The 16218-nt window shown below is 45.4% G+C and carries 13 protein-coding genes; 10 read left to right on the top strand and 3 right to left on the bottom strand.

Annotated features, from left to right (window positions below):
- The first annotated feature begins 155 nt into the window (after window positions 1-155).
- The 3 genes from glgP to BC643_RS10375 all read left to right on the top strand — a co-directional run bounded on the left by glgP (window position 156) and on the right by BC643_RS10375 (window position 5084).
- The gene (gene glgP, locus BC643_RS10385; RefSeq protein ID WP_120273022.1) at window positions 156-2693 is read left to right on the top strand and encodes an alpha-glucan family phosphorylase; all 2538 of its coding nucleotides are present in this window, start codon (window positions 156-158) and stop codon (window positions 2691-2693) included.
- Between the two features lie 137 nt (window positions 2694-2830).
- The gene (locus BC643_RS10380; protein ID WP_120273021.1) at window positions 2831-3406 is read left to right on the top strand and encodes a helix-turn-helix domain-containing protein; all 576 of its coding nucleotides are present in this window, start codon (window positions 2831-2833) and stop codon (window positions 3404-3406) included.
- A 25-nt stretch (window positions 3407-3431) separates the two neighbouring features.
- A complete protein-coding gene (locus BC643_RS10375) occupies window positions 3432-5084 on the top strand; it encodes an AMP-binding protein (RefSeq protein WP_120273020.1) in 1653 nt (550 codons plus the stop codon).
- 95 nt (window positions 5085-5179) lie between these two features.
- Here BC643_RS10375 and BC643_RS10370 read toward each other — a convergent pair whose 3' ends face one another.
- The gene (locus BC643_RS10370; RefSeq protein ID WP_120273019.1) at window positions 5180-6439 is read right to left on the bottom strand and encodes a DEAD/DEAH box helicase; all 1260 of its coding nucleotides are present in this window, start codon (window positions 6437-6439) and stop codon (window positions 5180-5182) included.
- Between the two features lie 241 nt (window positions 6440-6680).
- On the opposite strand from BC643_RS10370, the gene BC643_RS10365 reads away from it, so the two are divergent.
- The 3 genes from BC643_RS10365 to queF all read left to right on the top strand — a co-directional run bounded on the left by BC643_RS10365 (window position 6681) and on the right by queF (window position 8704).
- The gene (locus tag BC643_RS10365; protein WP_120273018.1) at window positions 6681-7361 is read left to right on the top strand and encodes a queuosine precursor transporter; all 681 of its coding nucleotides are present in this window, start codon (window positions 6681-6683) and stop codon (window positions 7359-7361) included.
- A 33-nt stretch (window positions 7362-7394) separates the two neighbouring features.
- Window positions 7395-8075 carry a 7-cyano-7-deazaguanine synthase QueC gene (gene queC / locus BC643_RS10360; protein ID WP_120273017.1) on the top strand — a complete coding sequence of 227 codons (681 nt, stop codon included), beginning with the start codon at window positions 7395-7397 and terminating at the stop codon, window positions 8073-8075.
- A gap of 158 nt (window positions 8076-8233) precedes the next feature.
- Window positions 8234-8704: a preQ(1) synthase gene (gene queF / locus BC643_RS10355; RefSeq protein ID WP_120274234.1), complete on the top strand. Its 471-nt coding sequence runs from the start codon at window positions 8234-8236 to the stop codon at window positions 8702-8704.
- Window positions 8705-8715: 11 nt separating this feature from the next.
- Here the strand turns inward: queF and BC643_RS10350 are convergent, their stop codons facing one another.
- Window positions 8716-9771: an endonuclease/exonuclease/phosphatase family protein gene (locus tag BC643_RS10350; protein ID WP_120273016.1), complete on the bottom strand. Its 1056-nt coding sequence runs from the start codon at window positions 9769-9771 to the stop codon at window positions 8716-8718.
- A 271-nt stretch (window positions 9772-10042) separates the two neighbouring features.
- Between BC643_RS10350 and BC643_RS10345 the strand changes: the two genes are divergently transcribed.
- The 4 genes from BC643_RS10345 (at window position 10043) to BC643_RS10330 (ending at window position 15499) form a co-directional block, all read left to right on the top strand.
- Window positions 10043-11335, top strand: a complete 1293-nt coding sequence (locus BC643_RS10345) for a class I SAM-dependent methyltransferase (RefSeq protein WP_120273015.1) — start codon at window positions 10043-10045, stop codon at window positions 11333-11335.
- Between the two features lie 231 nt (window positions 11336-11566).
- Window positions 11567-12277 carry a hypothetical protein gene (locus tag BC643_RS10340; RefSeq protein ID WP_120273014.1) on the top strand — a complete coding sequence of 237 codons (711 nt, stop codon included), beginning with the start codon at window positions 11567-11569 and terminating at the stop codon, window positions 12275-12277.
- A 196-nt stretch (window positions 12278-12473) separates the two neighbouring features.
- Complete coding sequence (locus tag BC643_RS10335; RefSeq protein ID WP_120273013.1) at window positions 12474-15008, top strand: M1 family metallopeptidase; 2535 nt, start codon at window positions 12474-12476, stop codon at window positions 15006-15008.
- Window positions 15005-15499: a GyrI-like domain-containing protein gene (locus BC643_RS10330; RefSeq protein WP_211338034.1), complete on the top strand. Its 495-nt coding sequence runs from the start codon at window positions 15005-15007 to the stop codon at window positions 15497-15499. Before BC643_RS10335 ends, BC643_RS10330 begins: the two co-directional genes overlap by 4 nt.
- Before the next feature lie 62 nt (window positions 15500-15561).
- Here the strand turns inward: BC643_RS10330 and BC643_RS10325 are convergent, their stop codons facing one another.
- Window positions 15562-16212: a hypothetical protein gene (locus BC643_RS10325; RefSeq protein ID WP_120273012.1), complete on the bottom strand. Its 651-nt coding sequence runs from the start codon at window positions 16210-16212 to the stop codon at window positions 15562-15564.
- Between the last annotated feature and the right edge of the window lie 6 nt (window positions 16213-16218).

The raw sequence follows: 16218 nt of genomic DNA, 5'->3' as shown, positions 1-16218 counted from the left end.
TTTAACCCTAATTTGATGTAATCCTGTTTTTGCAATCAAAATGATTTTTTGAATATAGACACCCGTTTTTCGGAGTGTTTAATCTCACTAATTGTACCATTCACAGTAGTGCAGTGCAAGGATTTTGTTACGTTGAATTATAAAACTGACTTGTTGTGGAAATACCAAATTGGAAGAAACTGTTTGTTGAATCAAACATTCCGGGGAAACTAGCTCCTCTTAAAGAGTTGAGCAAAAACTTGTGGTGGGCATGGAATACTGATGCCCGCGAGTTATTCGAGCAGATTGATCCGGAAATCTGGGAGGAAACCGCACATAATCCGATTGATTTATTGGATAAAGTAAGTTATCAACGCTTTTTGGAGCTGGAAGGCGACGAGGCTTTCATTAACAAGATGAAAGGCGTTAGTAAACACTTACAACAATATCTGGGAGATCGGAAAGAGTTGAATGGACCGCATATTGCGTATTTCAGTATGGAGTATGGTCTGCACGACAGTCTGAAAATATTTTCAGGTGGTTTGGGAATCTTAGCCGGTGACTACCTTAAAGAAGCAAGTGACTTCAAGGTAAACCTGGTTGCTGTAGGGCTTTTGTACCGCTATGGCTATTTCAAGCAAACCATCTCTATTCATGGCGATCAAATGGCCAACTACGATGCGCAACAATTCAATAAAGTGCCTGTGCAGCCAGCTTTGGATGCCGATGGTAAATGGATTGAAGTGGAAGTTGAGTATCCGGGCCGCAATTTGAAAGCTCGTTTGTGGGAAGCCAAAGTAGGTAGCATCAGCCTGTATTTGCTGGATGCCGACTACGAAGCCAACAGCGATGAAGATCGCTTTGTAACTCACCACCTTTACGGGGGCGACAACGAAAACCGCTTGAAACAGGAAATGTTGCTTGGTTTGGGTGGTATTCGTGCATTGCGTAAACTGGGCTTCGAGTCTCAGTTGTACCACTGTAACGAAGGTCATGCGGCGATGATCGGCCTTGAACGTATGAAAGACTATTTGTCTGAAACAGGACTTTCATTTGCGGAAGCAAAAGAAGTTGTTCGTGCTTCAACCCTGTTTACAACACATACACCGGTTCCGGCCGGGCACGACTCGTTTCACCAGGATTTGTTCCGTGGCTACATGAACTTCTTTGCAGAGAAACTGGGATTGACCTGGGATGAGTTTATGATGCTTGGAAAGTCGAACCCAGGCGAAGACCATTTCAACATGAGTTACCTGGCTGCGAACATGTCGCAGGGAATTAACGGTGTGAGCTGGTTGCATGGTGAAGTATCAAAAGATATTCTGAAGAATTTGTATGAAGGATTCCTTCCGGAAGAGTTGAATATTGGATATGTGACCAATGGTGTTCACTATCCGACATGGACTGCCAAGGAATGGAAAGAGCTTCATTTAAAATATTTCGGTGAATCGTTTGTTCAGAATCAGTTGGACTTCGACCTTTGGGAAAAGATCTACAAAGTGCCGGATGAAGAAATCTGGAATACGAAGAAAAAGCTGAAGCTGAAGATGATCGACTACATCAAGGAGCGTTTCGCTGACAACTGGATCAAGCGTCACGAAAATCCGAAGTTGATCAGCGAGGTTCTGAGCCGCTTGGATCCGAATGCATTGACAATCGGTTTTGCCCGTCGTTTTGCAACTTACAAGCGCGCGCACCTGTTGTTCCGCAACCTCGATCGCTTGTCCAAGATTGTGAACAATCCGGATCGCCCGGTTCAGTTCATCTTCGCCGGTAAAGCACACCCTGCCGATAAAGCAGGTCAGGATTTGATCAAGTACATCATCGAGATTTCGAAACGTCCTGAGTTCCTTGGGAAAATCATATTTGTTCAAAACTACGATATCAACCTGGCAAAAGTATTGCTTCAAGGTGTCGATATTTGGTTGAACACACCAACTCGTCCGCTGGAAGCTTCGGGTACCAGTGGTGAAAAAGGTGTGATGAACGGAACAATCCACTTCTCTGTGTTAGACGGATGGTGGGTTGAAGGTTACAAGGAGAACGCCGGTTGGGCGCTTCCGATGGAACGTACTTATGATGTGCAGGATCTGCAGGATGAACTGGATGCTGAAACCATCTACAACATCTTCGACGACGAGATTGTACCGACTTACTACGATAAGAACGACAAAGGATACTCGGAAGACTGGGTGGCGGTCGTGAAAAATACAATCGGTCAGGTAGCGCCGAACTTTACAACAACGCGCATGATTCGTGACTACCAGGATCGTTTTTACAACCCGCAGGCAAAACGTTACGACGGTCTGGTTGCTGAAGACTACAAGTTAGCGAAAGAACTGGCTGCCTGGAAAGCGAAAGTCGCTGCTGTTTGGGCCGATATCGAGGTAAGTGATGTTCAGATTACTGATGGTATCAACAATGCTTTGAAGATCGGCGAAAGCTATCCGGCGAAGGTTGTGCTCGATTTGAAAACACTTTCATCAGAAGATGTTGGTCTCGAAATGGTTATTTCTGCTCCGGGCGAAAACGGTCAGTTGGAGTTGGTTAAAACCCTTGAATTCGAAGCAGCTGAATCTGTTAAGGGGGTGACTACCTACAATTTGGACATTAACCTGATGGATCCCGGATACTACAATTACGGTTTGCGCATGTTCCCGAAAAATGAACATTTGCCGCATCGTCAGGATTTCATGTTTTTAAAATGGTTATAAATAGGAAATCAAAATAATTGGGAGAGAGGCTACTGAACAGTAGACCTCTCTTTTTTTGATGTTAAACGGCAGTCCCGGCGATTTGAGGTCTTTCAAAATAAAATTAATTTTGCTGGTCACCTTAAGAAAACCGAGATATGGCTGGAAAAAACAACCTTGGAGTCAAGGTTCAGGAAATACGGACTATACAGAAGTTGACCGTCGACGAGTTAGCGGATCGAAGCGGTTTGCAGGCTGGTCAGATCCAAAAAATTGAGAAAGAAGGCATCATTCCCTCTTTATCTCCATTGATTAAAATTGCACGTGCGTTAGGTGTTCGTCTGGGAACTTTTCTCGACGATGTCGATAATATTGGTCCCGTTGTGGCAAGAGGAGGAGAGCATCATGCGGGTGTTCGGTTTACCTCTGAAGAGAATGGATCGAGAGAACATTTGAACTTCTTCTCGTTGGCGGCCGACAAAGCCGGACGGAATATGGAGCCGTTCATCGTCGAAATTGAACCCTCAGAACAGTCGGATTATAAACTCTCAACACACGAGGGAGAGGAGTTTATCTACGTTATTGAAGGGCAGATTGAAATCAATTACGGAAAAGATTTGTACCAACTGGCAGCGGGGGATAGCATTTATCTCGATTCGTTTGTAATGCACAATGTGCACGCTGCGAATAACCAAAAAGCCCGTGTATTAGTGGTTTTGTACACCCCATTCTGATTTTTCGTTTACTGAAGCTGAAAGCATGCAATTAGTCGATTATACCTTGGGAGGCATCCTTGAAAAGTATGCATTTGAAACCCCGGATAAAGAATTCATCGTTTATCCCGACCGGGATTTGCGTTTTACCTACAGCGAGTTCAACACGCGTGTCGACCGACTCGCAAAAGGCTTGATGTACATCGGTATTGGGAAAGACGATAAAGTGGGAATATGGGCAAACAATGTGCCCGATTGGCTCACTTTTATGTTTGCTACTGCTAAAATCGGAGCGGTGCTCGTCACCATCAATACCAACTATAAACTGTCTGAGCTGGAGTATTTGCTGAAAGATGCCGACATCCATACACTTTGCCTGATTGGCAATTACCGCGACAGCGACTATGTGAATATGATGTTCGACTTGGTGCCCGAGTTAAAGACACAGCCTCGTGGAGAGTTGAGATCTGAGAAATTTCCGGAGCTGAAAAATGTGGTCTTTATCGGGCCAGAAAAGCATCGCGGCATGTTCAATACCTCGGAGCTGATTCTGATGGGAAGCCACCTGGATGACTTGGAGCTGGAAGAGGTAAAAGAAAGTGTCGGTTGCCACGATGTGGTGAATATGCAATATACATCGGGCACTACCGGTTTCCCGAAAGGCGTGATGTTGTCGCACCACAATATATTGAATAACGGAAAGGCTACCGGCGAATGTATGCGATACACCTCGGCCGATCGCTTGTTGGTGTGCGTGCCGTTCTTCCATTGCTTTGGTTGTGTTTTGGCTTTGTGTGCGGTTGTTACGCATGGAGCAACCATGGTGGTAGTCGAGAATTTCGATCCGCTGATGGTGCTGGCTTCTGTTGAAAAAGAAAAATGTACCGCTTTGTATGGTGTTCCGACGATGTTCATTGCAGAGCTGAATCACCCGATGTTCGACATGTTCGACTTGAGCAGTTTGCGAACCGGCATCATGGCCGGCGCCTTGTGCCCGATCGAAACCATGAAACAGGTGATGGAGAAGATGTACCTAAAAGATATTATCAGCGTTTACGGATTGACTGAGTCCTCTCCGGGAATGACTGCTACCCGTACGCACAATTCGCCTGAAGTACGCGCGACGACTGTGGGCTTCGAATTTCCCAATGTTGAAGTGGCGATTTTCGATCCTGAAACAGGTGAAGAGTGCCCCGACAATGTGCAGGGAGAAATGTGCTGCCGTGGCTATAACGTCATGAAAGGCTACTACAAGAATGAAGAGGCAACCCGCAAAGCCATTGATGAAGAAGGATGGCTGCATTCCGGGGATTTGGGCGTTCGCGGGGAAGACGGTTTTTATCGGATTACCGGACGAATAAAGGACATGATCATTCGTGGCGGAGAGAACGTTTACCCGCGCGAAATTGAGAATTACCTGTTTCAAATGCCACAAATTGAAGCCGTTGAGGTTGCCGGTATTCCTAGTCCGAAATACGGAGAACAAATTGGGGCGTTCATCAAAATCAAGAAAGGACAATCATTGTCCGAAGAAGAAGTGCAGGAGTATTGTCGCGGTCAGATTGCTCGCTTTAAAGTGCCGAAGTATGTTTTCTTCGTCGACGAATATCCGATGACAGCAAGCGGTAAAATTCAAAAATACAAACTAAAGGAACTTGGGCTGCAGTTATTGCAGAATCAAGGAATCAAAGTTATATAAGAAGTTTGCGAGGCTGGTTGCTTAAGTTAAAACAGCAGTCGCCGCTTCACTTTTTTAATGCTCCGAATCTCTAATTTTCGGAGCAGCTTCCATTCTTAGTTTTGTTTCTTAGGTTGAAACCTGGGTTTGCCACCCTGCTTGTTGTTATTGTTCTGGTTGTTGTTGCGCTTGAAGTTGCGTTTCTTTTTACCTTTCCGCTTTTCAATCACTTTCCATTCAGGACCTTCACCCAATTCGGGAGGTAGCGGTGCTTTAAATACTTCGCTCTCAATCAGTGATTCAATTTGCTGAAATTTGAACATGTCTTCCTGGTTCACGAACGTCAACGCAATACCGGTTGTATTGGCACGGGCTGTCCGCCCGATACGGTGCACGTAGTCTTCAGCATCACCCGGCACATCAAAATTCACAACCAGGTTAATATCTTTAATGTCGATCCCGCGGCTCAAAACGTCGGTGGCTACCAAAATACGTGTTTGTCGTGCACGGAATTTCATCAACACTTCTTCGCGTTCTTTTTGCTCCAGGTCGGATGAAATGCCTTGGGCATCCAGCTTTTTCTTTTGCAATGCCCGCACAATTGTATTCACTTTTCGCTTGGTCGAACTGAAAACAATGATACTTTGGCAATCGTCTTTGCCGGTGATCAACTGGGTCAGCAAGGGCACTTTTTGCTCTTCGTGGCAAACGTAGGCAGCCTGCAATACACCTTCGGCGGGTTTGCTGATTGCCGTCGCAAATTCCTTCGGATTGGTCAGTACTTTGGCTGCCAATTGGCGGATTTTTGGAGGCATCGTCGCGCTGAACATCAACGTTTGACGTTGTTGAGGCAGGTGGCTGAAAATGCGGATAATATCATCGTGGAAGCCAATGTCGAGCATGCGGTCGGCTTCGTCCAGTACCACGTACTCCACTTGCTTCAGGTTGGCAATCTCGTTATCGATAAATGAGATTAATTTCCCGGGTGTAGCAACAATAATGTCGACGCCTTTTTCCAGCGCGGCGCGTTGTTCTTCCCATTCTTTACCGTCGCCGCCACCGTAAATGGCGCACGAAGTTGTTCCCGCGTAGTAGGAGAAGCCTTGTACTTGTTGTTCGATCTGGATGGCCAGCTCGCGCGTAGGCACAACAATCAGTGCCCGGGTCTTTCCGGCTTCCAGTTGCGAAACTTTCTCAATGATCGGGAGCATGAACGCAGCGGTTTTTCCGGTACCTGTTTGGGCACATCCAATCAGGTCGTGGCCTTCAAGGATAATTGGAATTGTGTTCTTTTGTACTTCCGTGGGCTCGTCAAAACCCATGTCATACAAGGCATCCAAAATATCGTCGTGTAAATCAAAATCGTGAAACTTCATAAATAATGCGGCAATTAATTCTTATTGCACAAAAAATAGCCTACCGGTGGGAAAGTCGCTCTTTCTGTTCTAACTGCAAAAATAGCATTTTTTGTTAGATATCTGAGCTGGTGTCTGAAGCTCAATCAATGAAGCGAATGTTTTGAATGTGAACACGAAGCATTTGGGTTTTCTGAAATTAATCTATCTTTGCGCCATTATTGATCACGTGTTCTTGATAACCACGTAAAAAACAAGATTTATGCGAAATAAAGTATCCGTTTTATTCCTGTTGACAGGCGTGCTGTTTGCAGCCAGTCTTTTAATCGCCAATATTTTAGCTTCCAAGATCATCATGATCGGGCCGTGGTCGGCTCCGGCAGGTGTGCTCATCTTTCCGGTTGCCTACATCATTAATGATGTGATTGCCGAGGTTTGGGGTTATGCCAAAGCGCGACTGATTATTTGGGCCGGTTTCGGTGTTAATTTATTGGCCGCTGTATTTTTTGCGCTGGCGATTACGGTGCCCGCCGCACCGTTTTACGAACATCAGGACGCTTTCCAGTCGATTTTGGGAAGCTCTATTCGTTTGGTATTTGCTAGCCTGATGGCCTACATGGCCGGTTCGTTCCTGAATGCCTACGTCATGAGCAAGTTTAAATTGATGACCAAGGGGAAAGGTTTCTCGTTGCGGGCAATCGTTTCTACTTTGGCCGGTGAAGGCGCAGATTCGTTGATTTTCATAACGATTGCGTTTGTAGGAATATTCCCGACTTCGGTTATTCTAACCATGATTGTGACGCAGGCGCTGCTGAAAACAGCCTACGAGATCATTATCCTGCCATTCACGATACTGGTTGTGACCAAGGTGAAGGAAATTGAAGGCGTGGATACCTTTGACGAGGAAATCTCGTACAATCCGTTTCGCCTGAAACAAATTTGAGACAAGTATTTTTCATTCGGAAATCGATAAACAATGAATAATAAAAGCAAAGCACTAGTGGTCTTCTCTGGAGGGCAGGACTCAACAACCTGTTTGTTCTGGGCCAAAAAGGAGTTTGGTGAAGTTGAGGCCATTTCATTTGACTATGGCCAAAAGCATCGGCTCGAGTTGGAGCTGGCCGCCAAAATTGCCCGCGAAGCTGGTGTGCCATTTCAAGTGATGCAGTTGGAGATGCTCGGAAAGATTACCAACAATGCACTGACGAACCCCGATATGGAGGTTGAAACCGATAAGCCGGACAACCGTCCACCAAATACCTTGGTTGAAGGACGGAACATGTTGTTTCTGACTTATGCGGCTATTTATGCCAAATCGAAAGATATTCATCATTTGGTAACCGGCGTGGGACAAGCTGATTACAGTGGCTATCCCGATTGTCGCGATGAGTTTATCCGTTCGCTGAATCAAACATTGAACCTGTCGATGGATTACGAATACGAAATTCACACTCCGCTGATGTGGCGCGATAAAGAAGCTGTTTGGCAATTGTCGGACGAGCTGGGTGTTTTCGACCTTGTTCGGACACAAACATTGACCTGCTATAACGGAATCGTTGGCGAAGGTTGTGGACATTGCCCGGCATGTAAACTGCGGAAAAACGGTTTGGACAGCTACCTCTTGAAAAAGAACCACAAAAGTGATCAGTCGCAGTAATCAGTGCTTGAGATAACTACTGAACGACGTTACTTGCAACTTTTGATTTTTGGGATTTGAACTTTGGGATTTGAACTTTGGGATTTGAACTTTGGGATTTGAACTTTGGAATTTGAACTTTGGAATTTGAACTTTGGAATTTGAAATTTTTACTCGCTATGGAAAACTTAACACATTTAGGAAACGATACGAACTACGGATTTAACTATAGTCCGGCGGTTTTGGAAACTTTCGATAACAAACACCCGCAAAACGATTATTGGGTGAAATTTAATGCGCCGGAATTTACCAGCCTTTGCCCAATTACCGGTCAGCCTGATTTTGCGACCATCTACATCAGCTACATTCCGGGTGAAAAGATGGTGGAAAGCAAATCGCTGAAGTTGTATTTGTTCAGCTTCCGCAATCACGGTGATTTTCATGAGGATTGCATCAACATCATCATGAAAGATTTGATCAAGTTGATGGATCCGAAGTACATCGAGGTTTGGGGCAAATTTTTACCTCGTGGCGGGATCAGTATCGATCCGTATTCGAACTACGGAAAAGCCGGAACCAAGTTTGAAGAACTGGCCTGGTATCGCATGCAGAATCACGACCTGAACCCGGAAACAATTACCAACCGGTAAGAGGACGATCGTTATCGGTCTTCCTCGCGTTGTTCCCTTATGCCACTTTGGATGATTTCGTTGGCTTCCTCTTCCAGCGCTTCGTCCATTTCATTTGGCGGTTCTGTCACCGACGAGTTAACCGAAAAATGAGCGTAAAACGGGAGATGATCGGATTCAATGGAATCGAGGGTTCCCATTTGATTGATGGTAACTTCCGCGGAGTGATACAACAGGTCGATCGGATAACGCATAATTGCCGGTTTTACAGGGAAAGTTGAATAAAGTCCCCGTCCAATCCGGGCGTCGGTGAGACCTGACACTTTCGCAAAAAGGCGCGCAATACCCGACCAGCACACATTGTTAAAATCTCCTGCCACGATAGATGGTTGCCTGCAGTCGTGAATCAGTTTGGCGGCCACCATCAGCTCTCCGTCTTTTTTCTTGGCTGTTGTCTCTTCCGACGGGCTTGGTGGCGGCGGATGCAGCCCCCAAAATATAAATCGATTGTGATCCTCGGTTTCCATTTCGACTTTTATAGCCGGCCGTTCTTCGGTCAGGAAAAAGAAAACCTGGCAATCGATCACTTTTAGCTTGGTGTAAAAGTGCATTCCATAGGTATTCTCTCGTGCAATTTTCCGACTGAAAGGATAGTCTTTTTCAAACTTTTCCATCGCCTTTTCCCAATCCTTGTTCGTTTCAACCGTCAGTAAAATATCGGGTTGCTGCTGTTCAACCAAAGCGATCAGCTTTTGGTATTGGTCATTCGACTGAAGAACATTGACACTGATCAGTTTCACCTGCCCGGCTCCGGTTGCTTTAGCTTTGTAGGGAAGGTACGGAGCAATAATAATGAGCTCAGCGACGATAGCAACAGCGATAGCAGCATAACACAAGATGATTGTGACTTCCGGATTATGAATGAAAACAAGGCCAATTGCCAGCAGCAATACTTTTATGGCGAGTAATTGTAGTCGAAGGAAATCGAAGATCCGGAAAAACCAGTGTGACTTCGGGGTGAATGGCAGATAGGTTCCGATGACGAGTATCAGCGAAAACAGCAGAAAAATCCACGAGCTAACATTCATTGGACAAGGTTTAAAAATTGAGTTTTGGTTGTCTGAATCAGACTTGAAGCAAAGCGCCTCGTGACTGCGAGACGGTTTGTGCGTTGTTGCTTGCTTGTTTCTTAACGCCTTAAGCTGAATAAAGTTTATGATTGATGGGATTTCGCCGGAACAGGGGGACGGTTTTAGGGGTTAACTAGATCATCCAGATGAGAAAATGGATAGATTTTTTGTTTGACGATGAAACAATTCGCGTTCCGTTTGTTTGACTAGTCGACTAATTAATTCCGAAATGGTTCGATTTGAAGATTTGAATGTGGGTACTGAGCAGACTGTTGCGTGTCGGCAGTTGGGGCTGACTGAAAGAGCCTTAGTTGCATTCGTAAAAGCTATTCCGTTATGCAATCAGCGATTTAAGATTAGATATTTTCAAGCTTTTCTCGATTTCCTGGATATCCTATCATTGGGGTTGATTGAAAAGAATGGATTGGTTCAATCGCTAAAAGACGGGATGCCCCGAAAGCAGGAAGAACGGATTACCCGTTTATTTTTGTCGATGCTGGAAGCTTACGGTTTGATTGAACTAAGAGAAGAGTCTTATGTGTTTCAAAATCCATATTCTTCGCTAGCAGAAAATGATTTTCAGCAAATTGTGGAGAGCGTTGATCAACCTCAAAAATCCAATTCAGAGTTACCTGAATTTCTTCTACAAAAACTGAATAACTATCGAATCGTAAACAAGCTGATTCTGTTATACCGGAATCCAGAGCATCAGGTTGTCGGGATTCCGTCGGAGAAACATTGGCGAAGCCTGATTGCCGGACAGCAGCTGGATTACGAGATTCGCCTGGCAGAGACCCTGAAGCATTTGTGGCAATTGGAACTCCCGAAAAAGATTCATTCCGCTTTAGACGATAGCTATTATACCGAGTCCGGTCGTAATGCATTCAGGAATTTCACCAAAAACCGTTTCCTGACTTGTGTCGATCATATCGATTCGAGAAACCCGATTCGTGAAGTGCTGGATATTGGTTGTGGCTATGGTAATTATATGGACGCACTGAGCCGGCATTTGCCTGAAGTGCAGATTTGCGGCGTTGAGTTGCAGGAGAAAGTCTATCGTGAAACAGAAGAGCGATTTGCAGGCAATGACCGGGTATCTGTTCTAAACAGCAATGTTTTTGATGTGAAGCCTGGCAAGCCGGTCGACCTGGTACTGATGAATTACGTGCTTTTCTATTTCAGCAATGAGCAGAAGGAGCGGCTTTTTACCAAGCTGCACGAGGTGTTGAGTGATACCGGCTCGATCCTGATTTGCCAATATTATGCCGGAATCGAAGATTTGAAAGATCAGCTGAAACAGCACCAAGGTGATGCCGGATTGGCGAAGCGGGTGGCTGCGTTTTACGGCGACAAAATTCTTTATGCGAACTCGCTTTGGAATGAAGCATCGGATGCTTTTGTGCAAGCTGAAATTTGGGATGAATTTTTGCAGTTATTGAACAAAACTGGTTTCAGGGTGGAGGCGCTTACCCATGCTGATCCGTTTTATTATTCGCTGTTTGTCGAGATCAAAAAAGTATAAGCTTGTTCAGAATCGGGTATCAACAGCTTGTTGAATGACTCATTTTTCATGTAAAAACAGATGAACTAAAAATTTTTTTTAATCTGATAGAGCCGGGGTAACTACTTCGGCTTTTGTGTATTATATCTTCTCGATTTATTTACGCCAGGAATTAAGACTTTTTAACGTAGGGTAGAGCCGGTATTCGGGGGATACAGGGGTAAACAGAATACAATTCAATTTAATAAAAAAATGAAGATGAAAATTTTGAATGCGCTCCTGCTCATGTGTTTTTTACCTGTGTTTAGCATGGCACAGGATCAGGAAACCGAAAAGTCAGAATATACTTACAAAGTAGGTGATTTTTTCCTTGGACTTAGCTCAGGAGTTGATTACAATGTGAATGCTTTTCGAAGTGTAGCAACCTCGGATTTTTCGTTTGAAGATAAAGGGCCCCGTTACAATATTAGCTTTGATGCAGGTGTACTTGTTACCAAACGACTGCGTCCGCGCATCGAGTTTCAGTATCACCGTCTGGCTTACGGTCAGGAATGGCTTGGCGCGTCGAGTGCGAGTTATACAACGATGGAGTACACAACCGCCAAAGTGAATTATTTTGGATTGAATTTTCACCTGGACTATTTGCTTGCCGGGTTGAATTCGAAGTTTAAGATTTTCGTCTCTCCGGGCCTGGTAACTGAATACTCGATGGGGGTTAGTTACAATACTTTGAAAACGGATGGTGATGAAACATCAAGCCGCTTTTCTTCTTTGGGAGACTATTATCCGAAGAGCATTGCCGGTGCCAATCTAACAGCAATCATGAAATACGATTTAAATGAAAACCTGGGGCTCACACTCTCTCCCGGGTATACTCACTACCTGCGTTCGTTTATGGAGGTAAACGACAATGCTTACCAACGCTTCAATTTGAACGTGGGGGTTGAAATAAGAATTCACTAGTCCTATGAAATGGGTTGGGAATAGTTAGTTTAGTAGTATAGTTATTTGGAACGAGAATGGTGTTTCTTCGGAGGCATCATTCTTTTTTTGTCGCCAATTTTGGTTGTTCGGAGAAAAACAGATTTTCCCATGTGGAATTATTTGTTTATTCAAGCCAGTCAGTCTATTTTCGGGCAAAACAGTAAATACTTCGTGCATGTATCGATACCTCTCCATTTTATTACTTTTAGCTATGGCCTGTCAGCAACAACCTATGCCGGTGCAAATGGGAATCTCCGAAGATCTGGCGAACTGGCGCCATGAGCATATCGACGAGCTTTTTTATCAACTTTCGTTTCAGATTCCGGCATCGCGGGAAGAAAAAATTCGTGGCAACGTTGAGGCTACTTTTCAATTGGACGATGTCGGTCAGGATTTGCAGTTTGATTTTAAAGGCGATGGAGCGATTGTGCATTCGGTGGTTGCCAACGGCGAGAAAATACCGGTTCGCTGGGAATTGCAACATGTAATTGTCGACTCCAGCTATTTGAAAAAAGGAGAGAATAAGATTGTGATTCAGTTTACCTCTCCAAATCAATCCCTGAATCGAAACGATGATTACCTGTACACCTTGTTTGTGCCGGATCGCGCGTCAACCGCTTTCCCTTGCTTTGATCAGCCGAACTTAAAAGGGAAGTTTTCACTGGAGCTGACTGTGCCGAACGATTGGAAAGCCGTTGGTAATGGTCCGGAGGAAAAAGCGGAGCCGGAAGGGGAATTTACGAAGCACGTTTTTGCACAAACGCAACCTTTACCAACCTACCTGTTTGCTTTTGTCGCGGGTAAGTTTGAAGCGGTTTCGCGCGAGCACAATGGGCGAGCATATACCCTGTATCACCGGGAAAACAGCCCCGCGAAACTCGAAAATAATCTCGACGATATTTTCAACCTGTTGTTTCTGTCAGTCGATAGCATTGAGTCATACACGGGTATTCCGTACCCGTTTGCCAAATACGACCTGGTCGCTATTCCTTCGTTTCAATATGGCGGAATGGAGCATCCCGGAGTGACACTTTACAGCGACCTGCGCATGTTTTTGGAGGGCAAGCCAACGCCCCGCGAATTACTAAACCGCGCAAACCTGATTGCGCACGAAACATCGCACATGTGGTTTGGCGATTTGGTGACCATGCCTTGGTTCGACGAGGTTTGGCTGAAGGAAGTTTATGCGAACTTCATCGCCGATAAAGTGACTTCGCCTTTGTTTCCCGATTTCAACCAGGATCTGTTGTTTCTGATGGCGCACTATGCCGATGCCTATTCGGTTGATCGCACAGGCGGCACCAACCCGATAACGCAGCCGCTCTCAAACCTAAAGGACGCCGGTACCTTGTATGGCTCGATTATTTATCACAAGGCGCCGGTGGTGATGCGTATGCTGGAGGATCGAATCGGGAAAGACGCGCTGCAAAAAGGATTGCAGACCTATTTGAAGGATTACAGTTACGGTAATGCGGGTTGGAACGAACTCATTTCGATATTGGATACTGATGGAAGTTTAAGCCAATGGTCGAAGGTGTGGGTTGAAGAAGCTGGCCGCCCTACCTTGACGGCTACTGTTGAAGGAGACGATTTGCTCGTTCAGCTGCAGGACCCGGCCGGAAAAAACCGAATCTGGCAGCAAGAGCTTGAAATCGTTTGGTCAGTTAATGATAGCTTGCACCAGGCAAAAATAGAATTGGATAGTGCCGACATTCGTTTTACGAATCTCTTCACCGGGGGCAAGCCAGAGTGGTTGTACTTAAACGGAAACGGGAAAGCGTACGGTTTCATCCGGATCGATCCTCAAACACAGGACTTTTTCAGTCAACATTTGTCCGAAGTCCCGGACGTTTTGGTGCGGGCTGGAGGGTGGATCGATTTGCGCGAAAACATGTTGGAAGGAAACATGGAACCAGTAGCTTTTGCCGAAGCAATCATCAATAATTTGCCGAACGAAAGCGACGCGGTGCTCTACGAGCGCATGCTCTCGTATTTGTCGGCTTGTTATCAATACAACTTAAATGAGGCACAACAAGAAGCACTGCAATCCAAAATAGAAGGCCTGATTTCAACGCAATTGAAAATTCACGCGGATCACGCAAATGCGCTTTGCAATGCGGCGATATCGGTTTTCCGTTCCGAAAAGGGAATGGCCACTTTATACGACGGATGGAAAAAACAGTACCTGCAAGCGAATGCGCTAACGGCGACACAGCTTACCAACCTTTCTCTGGTTTTAGCGGCACATATTCCGCAGCAGGCTGATGCAATTTTGGACGAGCAGGAAGCACGTTTGGATAACCCGGATCTGAAAGCACGTTTCCAATTTATCCGTCCGGCGGTTTCCGCTGATGAGGCTGTTCGCGATAGTGTTTTCAATTCGTTTGCAAAAGCGGAAAACCGGGAGCACGAACCTTGGGTTCAGACATCGCTCGGACTTCTGAATAGTGTTGAATTTGCGGAAGGACGCGAAAAGTACATTCGTCCGGCCTTGGAGCTTCTGCCGGAAATCCAGCAGACGGGCGACATCTTCTTCCCCTACAACTGGGTCAACCAGCTATTAGGCGGGCATCGCAGTGCAGAAGCGGCAGAGGCAGTCCGTGATTTCTTGCGTGCAAACCCGCAGTTCCCGGCACCGCTGAAATTGAAAGTACTGCAGGCGGCGGACCATTTGCTGAGGGCATATCCTGATCAAAAGAACCCGGTATGATGGAGCACCGAATTGAAATGCTACCCGAAACAACATTGGTCGGTCTGGGCTTGACGATGTCGTTTGCAAACAACCGAACGGGTGAGTTGTGGCAGCGATTTATGTCCCGTCGAAATGAAATAGCTGCTACAATTGGAGCTGAGCGGTATTCTGTTCAGATCTATCCTCCGACGTTTTTCGAAAGCTTCCACCCGGAACAGGAATTTAAGAAATGGGCAGCTGTTTGCGTGTCTGAAAGTTCGCTCATTCCCGAAGGAATGGAGAAGATCATTCTACCCGCCGGACTTTACGTTGTGTTCCATTACAACGGATCTTCAGCGGATGCTCCGCGCGTTTTCGCCTGGATTTTTGGTGAATGGTTGCCAGCTTCGGCTTACGAGTTGGATGATCGCCCCCATTTCGAAATCCTGGGTGAGAAGTACCGGAACAATCACCCGGACTCAGAGGAAGAAATTTGGATTCCGATTAAAAGGAAGGGAACAAATCCATAATCATTCCCCTTCTCTTTAAGTAAATTTCACAGGTGTAAATGTGCACAATTGAAACAGTCCGTTTAAAATACCCGGTACCGAATACCTAATGATAAACCGATAATATCCCAGGGGCGTATGCTTTGGTTGCCAATGGCACTGATCAGGTAAAGATCGTTCGTGCTAAACTCGTAGTAAAATGACAGTTCCTTCCCGAAAAGCGGCGACTTGTTCAGCTTTACCGTTACAGCTTGCCCTACGAATATGTTGAATCGAGTGTTTACTGCCCAAAAATAGTAGCCCTCCGGATACCTCTCGGGCAGGTTATTCCAAAAGTATTCCCCGAAGATTTTGTTGATATATAAGCCCGTTGTTAGCGGTTCGTAACTGAAATCATCGTTCAGTTGAATACGCCAAGGTGTGTATGTTTCTTTTAAAGTAATTGTCACGTGTCCGTCCTGACGGTTCATTTTAGGAATAAATCCTAAAAAAAGGTCTGTTTCCCACTGGTTCTTTTTACCATAGTACCATCCGAATGAGCCGGACAGCATTCCCATCGAACCAGCGAACTGTAACTTGTTTTGTTTTGGAATGAGGCTTGCCCATCGGTTTCTGATGCGTTCTTCTTTTTGCGTTTTCCGGTTTTCCCGGTCAAAATATTCCTGAATGTTTTCGGCAAAACTTGAATGAAAGCTAAGCAGACTTAGAAGAACTGTTATTATTGTTGTTTTCATGAAAGG

Origin of the sequence: Mangrovibacterium diazotrophicum (assembly GCF_003610535.1) — a bacterium.
GTDB lineage: Bacteria > Bacteroidota > Bacteroidia > Bacteroidales > Prolixibacteraceae > Mangrovibacterium > Mangrovibacterium diazotrophicum.
Note: the sequence above shows the minus strand (reverse complement) of the source record. Positions and strands in the feature narration are given on the sequence as shown.